12 protein-coding genes are annotated in these 12,805 nt (G+C 71.0%); 6 read left to right on the top strand and 6 right to left on the bottom strand.

Annotated features, from left to right (window positions below):
- Positions 1-8: 8 nt before the first annotated feature.
- The 6 genes from GTY58_RS23515 to GTY58_RS23540 all read right to left on the bottom strand — a co-directional run bounded on the left by GTY58_RS23515 (position 9) and on the right by GTY58_RS23540 (position 6,158).
- Entirely contained in the window at positions 9-527 is a 519-nt protein-coding gene (locus tag GTY58_RS23515) for a hypothetical protein (protein WP_010985921.1), read from the bottom strand.
- Between the two features lie 10 nt (positions 528-537).
- Positions 538-1,149, bottom strand: coding sequence for a hypothetical protein (locus GTY58_RS23520; protein ID WP_010985922.1), 612 nt, complete (start codon positions 1,147-1,149; stop codon positions 538-540).
- Positions 1,150-1,184: 35 nt separating this feature from the next.
- Positions 1,185-4,169 (bottom strand): ATP-binding protein, encoded by a 2,985-nt coding sequence (locus tag GTY58_RS23525; protein WP_010985923.1) that lies wholly within the window; start codon positions 4,167-4,169, stop codon positions 1,185-1,187.
- Positions 4,170-4,221: 52 nt separating this feature from the next.
- Positions 4,222-4,719, bottom strand: a complete 498-nt coding sequence (locus tag GTY58_RS23530; protein WP_010985924.1) for a hypothetical protein — start codon at positions 4,717-4,719, stop codon at positions 4,222-4,224.
- Positions 4,720-4,760: 41 nt separating this feature from the next.
- Entirely contained in the window at positions 4,761-5,027 is a 267-nt protein-coding gene (locus GTY58_RS23535) for a hypothetical protein (protein WP_010985925.1), read from the bottom strand.
- 75 nt (positions 5,028-5,102) lie between these two features.
- Entirely contained in the window at positions 5,103-6,158 is a 1,056-nt protein-coding gene (locus tag GTY58_RS23540; protein WP_010985926.1) for a conjugal transfer protein, read from the bottom strand.
- Positions 6,159-7,236: 1,078 nt separating this feature from the next.
- Here GTY58_RS23540 and GTY58_RS23545 point away from each other — a divergent pair.
- The 6 genes from GTY58_RS23545 to GTY58_RS23570 all read left to right on the top strand — a co-directional run bounded on the left by GTY58_RS23545 (position 7,237) and on the right by GTY58_RS23570 (position 12,804).
- Positions 7,237-7,731 (top strand): hypothetical protein, encoded by a 495-nt coding sequence (locus GTY58_RS23545; protein WP_037649094.1) that lies wholly within the window; start codon positions 7,237-7,239, stop codon positions 7,729-7,731.
- 30 nt (positions 7,732-7,761) lie between these two features.
- Complete coding sequence (locus GTY58_RS23550) at positions 7,762-8,391, top strand: hypothetical protein (RefSeq protein WP_010985928.1); 630 nt, start codon at positions 7,762-7,764, stop codon at positions 8,389-8,391.
- The gene (locus GTY58_RS23555) at positions 8,388-9,413 is read left to right on the top strand and encodes a hypothetical protein (RefSeq protein WP_010985929.1); all 1,026 of its coding nucleotides are present in this window, start codon (positions 8,388-8,390) and stop codon (positions 9,411-9,413) included. The genes GTY58_RS23550 and GTY58_RS23555 overlap by 4 nt, the downstream gene beginning before the upstream one ends.
- Positions 9,410-9,790 (top strand): DUF4913 domain-containing protein, encoded by a 381-nt coding sequence (locus tag GTY58_RS23560; RefSeq protein WP_010985930.1) that lies wholly within the window; start codon positions 9,410-9,412, stop codon positions 9,788-9,790. The genes GTY58_RS23555 and GTY58_RS23560 overlap by 4 nt, the downstream gene beginning before the upstream one ends.
- 217 nt (positions 9,791-10,007) lie before the next feature.
- On the top strand, positions 10,008-10,691 hold the full coding sequence (locus tag GTY58_RS23565; protein ID WP_010985931.1) for a hypothetical protein: 684 nt from the start codon (positions 10,008-10,010) through the stop codon (positions 10,689-10,691).
- 7 nt (positions 10,692-10,698) lie between these two features.
- Positions 10,699-12,804: a peptidoglycan DD-metalloendopeptidase family protein gene (locus GTY58_RS23570; RefSeq protein WP_010985932.1), complete on the top strand. Its 2,106-nt coding sequence runs from the start codon at positions 10,699-10,701 to the stop codon at positions 12,802-12,804.
- Position 12,805: the final 1 nt, after the last annotated feature.

Raw genomic sequence — 12,805 nt, forward strand, 5'->3', positions numbered from 1 at the left:
GGGCGGCGTCAGTCGGTCGGGAAGTAATCGCTCAGCACGCAGCCGTCGACGAGTCCGGAGACCTTCTTGTAGCCGCTCGGCACGGTGAAGTCCGGGTCACAGGTCAGGAACATCATTTCGGACGAACTCAGCTGCTGGACCGTGGTGTCGTTCTCCGGAACCACCGCGAAGTCCCTGCCGACCGCGAACGCGGGTCGGTCGTCGTCCTTCTTGACGGCGGTCTGGAACTTCTTCATGTCCTTGAGGGTGAACAGCGTGATGTTCCCGCCGTCCTCGCCCTCGCAGGAGGCCCGCTCCTTGATTCCCCAGGCGGGGTCTCCGGCCTCCTCGACCAGGTAGTCCGTCGCGTCCGCTTCCGCGGTCAGGTCGAGGCACGAGGTGTGCTTGTTGAGGTAGTACGCGATCGACGCCATGTCCCCGGCCGAGGGCAGCCCGAGGTCGTCCATCGGGTCGTCGCTGCCGCAGCCGGCCAGGAGGCTCAGGACCACCAGAGCGGCGCTGCCGACGACTGCTCGCTGAAGTCGCATGGGTCTCTCCTCAGGAGGGGACGTAGTCGGTCAGCACGCAGCCCGCGGCGGACGCGTCCTGCTTGCGGTATCCGGTGGGCACCTTCAGATCGGGGTCGCAGTTCTCGATCAGCAGTCCCGTTTCGAGGAGTCCGCTGGTCCGAAGGGAGTTGGTGGGGTTGACCACGAAGTCCGCGCCGATGAGGAAGCGGCCCGTGCGCAGGTCGCTGTACTTGTCGCCGTACTCCTTGTCGGCTGCCAGCGCGGTCTTGCGGTAGTTCTGCTGGAACGCCTTCATGTCCTTGGGCAGGTAGACGATCCAGCCCCCGGCCTTCGCCCGGGTGTCACCGCAGAAGCCGGCCTCGCCGATCTTCCAGGCGGCCGCTTCGCGCTTCTCCTGTGGGCTGTCGTAGTCGTCGGTGGTGCCGAGGAACCCCTCCGCCGGTGTCCCGTGCGCACCCTCGTCCGTGGTCATGCTGGTGCAGGGAAGTCCGGCCTTGGCGATGAACTCCTGCGCCTCCTTCAGCGTCTTGGCGCTGGGCAGGGCCTTCGCGTCGTCCCCGGAATCCGGCCCGCACGCGCTCAGCGTCGAGAGCAGGACCAGGGAAACGGCCGCGGTGACCAGGGACGGGGTGGGGCGCATGCGGGTGCGGCCTCCTGCTTCGGGTCGAGTGAGGGTCATACGGCGGTGGTCTGCGCGGTGCTCTGCGACGAGGCCCGGGCCGGGTCCTCCTGCACCTCCTGGAGGAACGTCCACTCCCACACGCTCAGCGGCGGATTGACGCCCTGCCGGGCCGGACGCGTCGTGCCGTTGGTGTCCGTGGCCGCGAGGATCTCCTGGAAGACCAGGTCGACGGCGACCGTGCCGACGCGCTTGTCCGCGTCGCGCTGGAGACAGACACCGGTGCGCAGCTCCTGGAGGGCCGCGATGACCTTCGGGTCGTCCTCGGGGCGGCCGAGCAGCGGGGCCACCAGGGAGGCCTCCTGGGCGGACTTCTGCTTGAAGGCGAAGACCGTGTGGATCTGGTTGGCGCCGCCGGAGCGGGCCTCGGAGTCCTCGATCTGGACCAGGTCGATGGCCTGCTGGGTGATCAGTACGGTCACGGCCAGATAGGAGCGGCCCTGCTTCAGGGCACGGCGCATCAGGTCGCGCCCGGACTCGGTCGCGGTGACGACGTACGCCTCGTCCACGAAGAGCGCCTTGGGGCGCAGGCCGACCTCACCCGTGACCGGGTTCTTCTCGTAGCCGACGTCCAGCATCTGGCTGCCGAGTTCCACGACCGCCATCAGCGCGGTCGCGGCCAGGCGTTCCGCCGGGTTCCAGTGCCGCGGGTCCGAGGACGCCGGGGACTGGAAGCCGCGGAGCGTGATGACCGTACGCCGCTTGCGCATGCTGGACAGCGGTTGCGGGTGCTCGGCGAAGGAGAGCCGTGCGTAGGGGAGGGTGCGCAGCTCGGTGAGGAGCATCTGCGCGAGCTTGAGGTCCTTCATGGCCTCGCGGTCGCCGGTCGCCACGGCGTGGTCGTACGCGGCCACCACCTCGTCGACGACCTGCCACAACGTCGGCCGTGCCACGCTCTGTTCGGCCTCCCGCGCGGTCAGGCCCTGGTCGACGGCCTGGCGGATCGCGGAGTTGTAGCGGCCGATGACCGTGGCCATGCCCTCGATGACGGGCAGGCGTACGCGCTGGTAGTCCTCGTCGCCGAGGAAGCCGCGCAGCATCGACTCCGCGAGGAGACGGCCCGAGGGGACGTCCCGGGCGATCACCCACGGGTCCAGGACGCCCGCCTGGCCCTTGAGAAGGTCGACGACCTCCGTCTCCGCCCAGAAGTCGGGGTTCACCGGGTGGAACCGGCTGTGCTCGGTGCCGAGCAGGCCCTGCTCGGCGTCCGACGCGAACGACGGGTCGTTGACCTGGGCGCCGAACGCCAGGTAGTAGCACATCTGGGCGAAGTCGGTCTTGGGGTCGATGACCAGGCAGCGGACGCCCGACTCCGACTCTTCGTAGAACTTCTGCAGGGCCAGGGACGACTTGCCACCGCCCGACGCGCCCACGATCGCCAGGCCACCACCGTCGTTGCGGGCCGGGCCCACGTGCAGCGAGTAGTGCACCGGCATCTTGCCCGCCCAGCCGACCAGGTTGCCGACCCAGCCGAGACGCTTGCCGGAGCGGTGCTCCGGGTTGTCGCCCAACTCCGTGCCGGCGGTGGGGAGTCCGGCGCCCAGCTGCTCGACCTCCTGGAGCCGGAGGTAGGGCGCGACGGGCAGCTTCGGCGCGTCGCCGGGGAGCTGGGACTGCAGCAGCCGCCACTGCTGGCGGGTCGGACGCAGCAGCGTGACCTTCAGGTCCTGCTTGAACTGCATCTCCAGGACGCGGCGCCGGCGCTCCAGCTCCTTCAGGTCAGGGGCGGAGACGGTGAAGCGGATCTGCGCCTCCATGCCCGGCATCTTGTGCTCGTCGATGTCGTCGACGAGCTCCTGGGCGCGGGTGACCTGACCGGCCAGCTTGGTGTCCGGGGTGCGGCCGGAGTTGGCCATGTCGTTCATCTCGTCGACGAGGTTGCCGCGGATCTTGTCGGCGCGGTCCTTGAACCTCAGGTACGGGATGAGCGTGAACCGCATGTCGATCTCGACCGGGAAGTCCACGTGCTGGGCGGCGTAGCGCGCCCACGCCGTCGACTGGCGGAAGCGGGTCTCGGCGGGCCAGTTGGCGGCGACCAGGGTGGTGGTGTAGCTGGTCTGCTGCTCGCCGGTGACCTCGTCGTACTGGTGCAGCACGATGTGCGTCTTGCGGTTCTCGCCGGAGAAGTCGACGACCAGGTCGAACTGGTCGGGCCCCCACGCGCGCGAGCCGAGCACCGGCTCGGGCGGCACGGGCAGGTCGCCGTGGAGCGGCTTGCGGATCAGCCAGACCAGTTCCTCACGGGTGAGCGGGGTGCCCTTGAGGCCCTCCAGGCTCTCGTGGACCTCGATCGCGACCTGCGTCCACTCGGCGAGGACGGAGGGGGACAGGTACTCGTCGGCGACCCCGGTGGCGGTGGAGACCGCCTGGTCGGCGGCGCCGCGCGCCCCCGACAGCAGCCCGGGCTCGTCGAACGGCTCGGCGCCGTCGGCGAGGACGCCCGTACCGCCGTTGCGCTTGATCGAACCCAGCTTCACCAGCAGGATGTTGCGCTCCCGCTTGGCGCCGATGCGCTCCTGGTAGTCGGCCTTGCGGAGGTTGTACGCCTTGTAGTTGTCGGTGGGGTCCCAGGCGACGGCGTTCAGGTCCTCCGCCCAGGTCAGGGCGGTGATGGGCTGGTAGAGCTTGCGGTAGTGGCACTCGACGTTGCGGTCGCCGCGGGCGAGGTTGAGCAGACCTCGGGCCGGGCCCTCGGCCATCGCCTGGAGCTCGGAGGCGTTCAGGTACTCGTCGATGGCGGTGGGCAGCACCAGGCCGGTCCACACCGAGTCGCCGTGCACGAACAGCAGGTCGTCGGCGTAGCGGTAGGGCAGGCGGAGGTCCTCGCGGCGGGCGGACTGGCCGTTGCCGCTCGACGAGCGGCTCCGGTTCTGGGACCGGCCCTGGCTCTGGCCCTGCCCCTTCTTCCCGGAGCCGGCGGCCATGATCATGGCGACCACGAAGAAGGCGACCGCCGCGCCCAGAAGGATCATCATGAACATGGAGAAGTCACCCTGCGGTAGTTGATGGGGAGTGGGAGAGCGGTGGGACGGTTCAGTCCTGGGCGGCGGGGTCCTGGGCGGTGAACGGGGAACCGTGCTGGGCTGCCGCCTGCCGCGCGGTGTCGTACCGCGTCTGCCAGCGGTGGGAACCGGGGGTCCAGAGGATGACCTGCCAGTGCAGTTCCTCCGGTTCCTGGTCGGCGGAGAGCCCTTGCAGCCGCTTCGGCTGGAACCAGTAGTCGCCCCACACCACCAGCTGCTGACTGAGAGTCAGGGCGGAGGGCAGCGGGCGGCCCCAGATGAAGTACACGGCGAACGGCGGCCCGAAGTAGAGGACCGACGTCCACATCGACATCCCGAGGAAGGGGAGGAACGTGGACAGCGTGAACAGCGTGACGAGCCAGAGCAGCCCGAAACCGAACGCCGCGCCCAGCGCGGGCAGCAGCAGGCCCGGAAGCGGGATGTTGCCCCAGTTCCAGATCCGCTTCGGGCGGTTCATCAGATCGGTGTGGTCGTACGCGACCAGCGGCTCGGGCGCCTCCTGCGTCAACGCGGTGCCTCCCTCTTCTGCTTACGGTGAGTGGCGGGAGATCAGCTGCCGTTGCCGCCGCCGATCTCGCCTCCGAGGCTGATGAGGAGGCCGGCGAGGCCCGTGGCGCCGCCGATGATCAGGGCGGCGAGCGCGATCATGCCGAAGCCCTGGAAGGCCTCGCGCATACCGTCGCCGCGCTTCATCGACATGAGCATCCGGATGCCAAGGATGAGGAGGGCGATGACGGCGACCATCGTGCCCGCGTTGCGGAGGATGTCCTCGATCCTTCCGAACATCTCGCCCAGTTCGTCGGCGGCCAGGTACATGGTGGTTCCTCTCGATGTGGCTTTCAGCGTGCTCTGGTGATGGTGCTGGGATGCGGTCCGAAGTGCCGCTCGGGCTCAGGGCTTGCCCGGCCGCTTGCCCTTCGACGACTGCGTGGAGGCTGAGGGTGAGGCTGAGGCGGACGGGGAGGCGGAGTCGGTGGCCCCCGTACCGGGGTCCTCCTCGGCGGGCTGGTTGTCCTCGTCCGAGTCGGCCCGGCCGCCCTGCGCGTCGAGCACCCCGCCGCGGATGTCCTTGATGAACCAGCCCTGTGCGGTGTTCACCACGGTCATCCGGTACGCGCGGCGCACGATCCGGCTCTCTCCCTCGCTCCAGTCGACGACCACTCGCACCTGCACGGACTGACCGGCCCGGTAGGCGTAGGGCTTGGTGTCCTGGACGTTCGCGGGGACCAGTGCCTCCGCCGTGCCGACCTTCGGTCCGGTCAGCCGTCCGGCGAGGCCGGCGGTCGCGGAGAGCGTGGCGCCGGGTGCGGTGAAGCGGGCCATGGCGGTCGAGTCCGACGCGCCCCAGGCCTCGAAATAGCCCGGCAGCACCTTCTCCTGGAGCTGCTGCGACAGGGAGGTGTCCACCACCTCGTCGTCCTTGTCGAGTTCCGGGACGTTCGCCCGCCCCGGCATCGGCATCTCGCCGATGTCGCCGGCGACGCGCATGCCCTCGCCGGACGCGAGGTCCTTGACGTAGACGGGAACGGTCAGCGTGGTGAGGTCGCCCTCGTCCGTACGGACCTGGATGCCCAGGTAGCGGCCGTGATCACCGTATTCGGCGAGCTTCTCGGAGGTGCCGTCCCAGACGGCCGAGACGGCCTTGCTGGTCCCCTCACCGCTCCAGCCGCACTCGGGGTCGACGCCCGAGGACGCGTACCGGGCGAGACTGTCCCGCCGCTTGGACGCGCCGTCCGGCGAGTACGTCAGGCAGAGCATCGCGTACTGCTCCGCGAACGTCGCCGCCTGCTGCGTCGGGAACTCGGTCAGCCGGTAGCGGGCGGCGTCCGCGGCGTCGAGGCCGGCGGTTCCGGCGCCCGAGGACCTCCCGACGACCAGACCCATCACGCCGCACGAGCCGAGTGCGAAGAGACAGGTGGTGATCAGCAGGGTCGCGCGGAGGGCCACGTGCGTACGACGGCCGCCGGCGGGGATACGGCCGCCGGGCCTGGGGACGTCGAAGTCGCGGGCGGGCTTCGCGGAAGCCGGGGTGGGGCGTGCGCCGGCGGGGGTGGCGCCCGCCCGGGTCGTGGTGGCCGCGGAGCCGGTCGTGGTGGTTCCCGCGTCGACCGTGTGGGCGGGGGCGGGGGCGGTGGCGGTGGACGGGATGGTGGTAGTGGGAGCGGTGGCCGGCCGGGGCCGGGGCCGGGGTGACGGCGTGGTGAGGGGCGGCCGCCGCGACGGCCGGGGTGGCCGGAGCGGCGGTGTGGGCGGGGGCCGTGGGGGAACCGGTGACCGCCCCGCCCCTCTTGCGCTGCTCCTTCTCCGCCTTCTTCTGCTCGTACGCGGCCTTGCGCGCGGCCCGCTCCCGTTTGCGCTTCTCCTTCTTGGAGTCACTCGGCGGGCGGGTCTCACGCGGCGGCAGGCTCGGTACGGCGGCCTGGCCCGGCGCGCGACGGACCCAGGCGGCGGCGACCTGCGCGCGCGCCGCGTCGGGGGACAGGTGCTGAGGCTGCGGCTGGGGGTAGGAGGGCTGCTGGGCCACCGGCGACTGCGCCTGGGCCTGCTGCCCGTGCACCTGCTGCCCCTGTGCCTGCCAGACCTGCTGGTGCGGCTGCTGGGGCTGTTGGGGCTGCTGGGGAGGACCGAAGGACCCGGGCTGCCCGGAAGGCTGGTCTCCGCCGACCGCGCCAGCAGGGCCGTTGTGGTCTGTCATCGAGTCGGTTACTCCAGCGAGTCGGTTCCCCGTCCGCCGCCGCGCCTACGACCGCGCTGCATGACGGGCCCTGGCCCGGCCAGGTGCGCAGGCAGTGTGACAAAGACAGGTGACGGGACCGGTTGTCCTTTCCCCGCCGGGAGTACGGGCGATTCCCGGCCGCCGGGCCGGGAGGAAAGCGCTGGGAAACGGAAGGACCCCGGGCCGGGAAAGCGGGCCCGTCCCCGCGCCCCGGCCCGGGCGCACTCGGCCCACAATGCGCGGGGCACGTCCCGCCCGACGTACCCCCGCAGCACCCCATGGGCCCACGGATCCGGCGAAGGACGAGAGTTGAGCGAGCACAACGGGCAGCCGCACGAGCCCGACCCGCGTGACTGGGACACATCCCGGCAGGCACCCGAGATCCAGCAGGCCCCCGCCGTACTGGCCCCGCAGGTCTTCCAGACCGACCGCGCCTGGGTCGACGGCTACGAGCCCGGCAACCCCTGGCAGTCCCGGCTGTGCGTGGAGACCCCGTACGGCACGTTCGCGTATCCCCTCACGCCGCACACCATGCCCGAACTCCTCGAGGCGCTCGTCGTGGTGGCCCAGGAGCAGCAGGGCCTGCCGGTGGGCTTCGGCGAGGAAGCGGAGCCGGTGGCGGGCGCGGGCGAGGAGGACGAGGAACAGCAGGGCGGCGGTGCCCGGCTCCAGGGGGGCCGGGCCGCGCGGATGACGGGGTGGGCGGTCGTCCATGACCTGTGGGAACGCGAGGATCCGACGGCGCGGATCGTGATGGGCGCGGTGGTCGTGGGGCTGTTGCTGCTCGGTATCTTCCTGACGTGAGCTGCTGATCAGCTGATCGAGAGGGAAGCGATGCTGACGGAGACGACGGGCCGTACCGCGCAGGACCTGGCGGTCGAGCTGGCGGTGCTGCGGGACGCGGACTGGGCCGCTCTGTGGGCGGGACCGCCGCAGAGCGGCATCGCCTTGGAGCGCTGGTGCGGGAGGTACGGCTGGGAGCCGCTGACCTCCGACCGGCAGCTGGTGGTGCGCACCGGCAACGGGGGCGAGTTGACCTTCGATTCCGGTGGCATCTGGGGAAGCCCGGTCACCAGTGTGTCCCTCAGTGCCTGCTGGCACGTGAAGGCTTCCGCTCCGGCGGAGAACGGTACGGTTCTGACCGCTGCGGCGGAGAGGTGGCCGACGTACCTGGAGGCGGCGACCGGCGCGCTGGGGGCGCCCGTCTGGGCCGGTCCGTGGGACGCCCCGGACTTCCCCGAGCCGGAGGACCACGCGGGTGTCTGGGAGGGCCGGGAGTCCCGGCTGAAGCACCGCAGTCCGTACCAGCTGGCCTTCTGGGGTCCGCTGGGTGAGGCCCCGGTAGAGGCGCTCTTCGTCCTGAATCAGTCGGTTTCCTTCCCGACCTGGACCCCGGACATGCCGGGCGGGTCCACGATCAGGATGGCCGTGCACAGGCCCGTCGGCTTCCGGAGCCGCCGGTGAGCCTGGGATCCCCGCCTGCCAGGGACGAGATAGAGCGGGCGTTGGCTCTGCAGGACGCGTACGAGGCCGCGGCGCCGCGCGATCGTGACGAGGCACGGGTGGCCGTCGGTCGGATGTACGCGGACTGGCGGGTGGCGCACGAGCAAGGGCGGGAGTTTCCGGACCTGTTCTCCTTCGTCCGGGATGTCGCCGGAAACGGCTCCGTCACGCATCCGGACCGGGGCGAGGTACGGGCGTTCTGGTCATGGAAGTCGCAGCCCGAGGGCGCACCGCGTGAGGTGGGACATCGCTATCTCGCGCAGGCGTGCGGGAGTTCACGTGGCATGCAGGTGCTGGAGGACAGTCCGGCCGGCCGGCAGCTGGACTCGTACCACCTCTGGAACACCGAGGTGCAACGTGCCCTGGTGGACGACTTCGAGCTGGACGAAGCCGCGGTGACGGCCCTCGCCCCCGAAGTCTGGAGCACCGTCTCCCAGCGCTACGCCGAGGCCGCCGAAGGCCCGGTCGTCGCGTTCGCCGCCGACATCGGTGCCGCGTCCGTCCTCGGCAAGGACGAACTGCCCCGGCTCCTCGCGCACACGAACGTGGGCAAGGAGAACATCAAGTTCCCGCTGCCCTCGCCCCGGCATGAGCATCTCCCCCCGGAGATCGACGGATTGATCGCGGACGACGCCGTACGGGCCCAGGTGCGGATGGACGACTTCGACCCGGCCGGGTCCCCGAAGGACTTCGCGCGGAAGCTGGGCGGCGTCGACGTACCGGAGCGGCTGCGCGAGGACCACGAGGCCGCGATGTGGCGGCTGGGGCTGGCCGACACCTACGAGCAGTTGCACCCGAAGCCCCCGACGCGGCAGCGTGCGACGGCGAGCGAGTTCCTGCCCGGCGTGGACGTACGTCTCGTCGCCCGCCCCGCCGCCCCCCGCGGCCCCACCGGCCACGGCGTCATGAACCCGGCCGCGGCCCTCTCCGTGCCGCCCCCGGCCGCCGTCCCGGCCCACCAGCCCACAGGAATCGAGCGATGACCACCCCCCGGACCAGCAGCGAGACACAACAGGACGCGGCCGAGCCGGAGTTCTACTTCGCCGACGTCTACCTCTTCGTCTCCGACTACCTCTCCCCGACGGTGCGCCGCCGCATCAACGGTTCCAGTGCCACCTGGTGCCCGAAGTGGTGGGAGCACCCGGAGGCCGGTGCCCGGCTCTCCGCGCTCTGGCTGGCCTGGGAACATCTGCGTCACGACCCGGCGCTCGGCATGTCCACCTGGTGGCTCCACCACGCCGACCCGCACCTGCGTGTCCTCATGGACCCGGATCTGGGCCCGTTCGCCGCCTGTTCACCACGGGACGGACACACGGCGTACCCGTTCGACCCGCTGCCGGTGGACGAGCGCCCGGCCTGACCGGGACCGGGAGAGGGAGCAGGCCAGGAGAAGGCCTGCACAAGCTGTCCCGGACCCTCTTTTCATCTCCTCCTCCCTTCCTCTCTTTCCCGGTGGCGTCCCGCCCCGTTTTCCCGCCGGGAATCCCCGGGCCCCTCCACCGCGGCTCCCCCCTACCGTGTCCCGGTCACCTCACCCGTACCGCCGGACCGGCTCAGCACAAGGGAGGCACGGGAACATGGAGTTGCCTGCGGAGAACAAGCGTGCCGGGCTGCTGGCCCTGGCGGTGCTCGGCATTCTCCTGGTCGCCGTGCTCACCGTGTTCACCGTGTTCGACGGGGACGACGGCGGCGGCGCGGACGAGGCGGCGCCGGCCGGCCCTTCCGGGCAGTCGGACGCGGGATCGGAGCCGGGGCCGGGCGGTCAGGACGACGCGAACGCCGACGAGCCGGCCGGCGGCGCACCCACCCCGATCGTCGCGCTGTCCGAGGTGGCCAAGGCGCACACCGTCATGGCGAGGTACATGGCCGGCCTGAGCACGTACGACCACACGAGCAAGGCCCCGGCCTGGAGCGCCCCGCTGCTCCGGCTGACCACCGACGACACGCAGATGAAGCAGGCGACCACGCTGCCGACCGGCAAGGAGTGGGCGCTCTGCCGGGCCGCGAGGTGCTCGTCGAAGGGCGCGGCCGTCGTCGTGCGCGACGCGGTGATCTCGGACGACGTGGTGCGCGGCAGCGGCCGGACGATCTCCAGCGTGGTGAAGGTGACGTCGGCCCGCGAGGCCGACGGCAAGCAGTCCACCGAGTCCAACCGGTGGCTGGTGAGCGTCAAGGAGAGCGGCGACGGCCAGTGGGCCGTGTCGGGGTTCGACATCTTCGGCCTCGGAGACGTGGGCGCCTCCGACGAGTCCGGGGGCTGAGTCCGAGATGGTGGCACCCGCTGTACTCGCGGCCGCTTCCAAGGCCGCGAAGGTCGCCAAGAAGGCCAAGCAGGCAGGCCGTGCCGCCGCCGGTCCCGGTGGCGGAAAGGGCGGCGACGACGGCAAGAAGAAGAACGGCCTCAAGCTGTGGCTGATCCTCGGCAGCGGCGGAGGCCTGGCCGCCGGGGCGGCCGTCTTCCTCGTCCTGCTGCTCATCGGCAGCATGGTGGGCGGTGTGGGCAACGGCGCCGTCGCCGCCGCCTGCGGTGACTACGCCGACAACGCCGAAGCGGGCAACACGGGCGACGCCGCCGCGACGAACCCGATCATGCCGGCCGGCAAGGTCTACATGCCGAGCGAGACCGCCCGCAACGAGATACCCCCGAGGATGATCCTCGCGGCGATGCGCGGCGCCGCCCGCTACAAGGGCCTCGACTGGACGCTCATCGTCGGGCAGATGTACCAGGAGACCAAGTACGGGCAGGACAAGTCCGCGGCGCCCGGCGGCAAGAACTCCCTCGGCTACATGGGCATCCTCCAGTTCGGCCCGCCCGCCTGGCACGACTACGGCGCCGACGGCAATGCCGACGGCACCAAGGACCTCTACAACATCGACGACGCCGCCTGGGCCGCCGCCAACTTCCTGCACGCCCAGCACGCCGAGACCAAACCCTGGAAGGCGCTCCAGGTCTACTCCGGCTCCACGGCCTCCAACACGATCTACCCGCGCGTCGTGCTCACCCAGGCCGCCCGCTACCGCGGTGTGCTCACCGGCGACGAGGACCTGATCAAGCGCTGGTACGCGCATCTGAAGAAGACCATCGACAAGAACCCCGGCTTCCCCACCCTCGGGAAGCAGTCGGACATCCCCGAGCCGGTGGGCAACGACGCCCAGCCCGGCTCCGCGCTCAGCATCGCGGCCGCGTCGCCGCGCTCGTGGTCGACTCCGGCGCTGGACGGCGGCGACGACAGCGGCGTGACCACGGCGATGGCACCGGCCGCCTACACGGCGAGCACGGCCACGCTCGCCGGTCCCGCCACCGGACTCCTCGCCGCCAGGAAGCACACCGACGGCGGCAAGGACTGGCAGTGGCCGCTGAAGGAGGGCACGTACCAGCTCGGCACCCGCTACCACGAGAACGGCACCATGTGGAGCACCGGCTACCACACGGGCCTGGACCTCGTGGCTTCCACGGGCACCCCGATCTACGCCCCGGCCGACGGCAAGGTCGTCCACGCGGGCCCCGGCGGCGCGTACGGCAACGAGACCGAGATCCAGCACGCGGACGGCGTCATCACGCTCTACGCCCACCAGACCACCATCAAGGTGTCGGTGGGCCAGCAGGTCAAGCGCGGCGACCAGATCGGCACGGTCGGCGCGACCGGCAACGTCACCGGCCCGCACCTGCACTGGGAGGTCCGGCTGCCGGGTGTGGACAATCCGTTCGTCGCGGGCCAGGACCAGGGCCCCGGCATGGTGGACCCCGCGGCCTGGATGAAGGGCAAGGTCACGGCCAGCCCGGACTACGGCACCGTGCCCGGCTCCGGCGACAAGGGCAAGGACGCCCAGTACGCCGACTGCGCCGAGGAGAACGGCAGCGCCGCCGTCGCCCCGGACGGCGCGGGCGCCTCCGGCGTCATCCCGGACGCCGACGACCCGGTGATCCGGGCGGTCCTCGGCTGGGCGCAGCGCGGCATCGGCGTCCCGTACGTGTACGGCGCGCAGCGTCTCCAGGGCCAGAACCCGACCAGCTTCGACTGTTCCAGCTTCACGCAGTGGGCCTACTACATGGCCAGCGACGGGAAGATCGACATCGGGACGACGACCGGTACGCAGGAGCCCTATCTCCGCGCGCACAAGGTGTCGCTGTCCGAGGCCCAGCCCGGTGACGTGATCTTCTTCCGGCCGGAGGCCGACGGCACGTCCGGACACGTGGGCCTGGTCTGGGACGCCAAGGGCCACAAGATCATCCACGCGCCGCGGCCGGGCAAGACCGTCTCGTTCAGCACCTGGGACGTCCAGGACAAGATCACCGGCGTGTACCGCGTGCCGATCCCCAAGGGCACGGACGCGGTCGAGGGCGACGGTACAGAGAACGCAAAGGGAGCATGAG

The sequence above is a fragment of the Streptomyces sp. SID5469 genome (assembly GCF_009862865.1).
In the GTDB taxonomy this organism is placed as follows: domain Bacteria; phylum Actinomycetota; class Actinomycetes; order Streptomycetales; family Streptomycetaceae; genus Streptomyces; species Streptomyces avermitilis.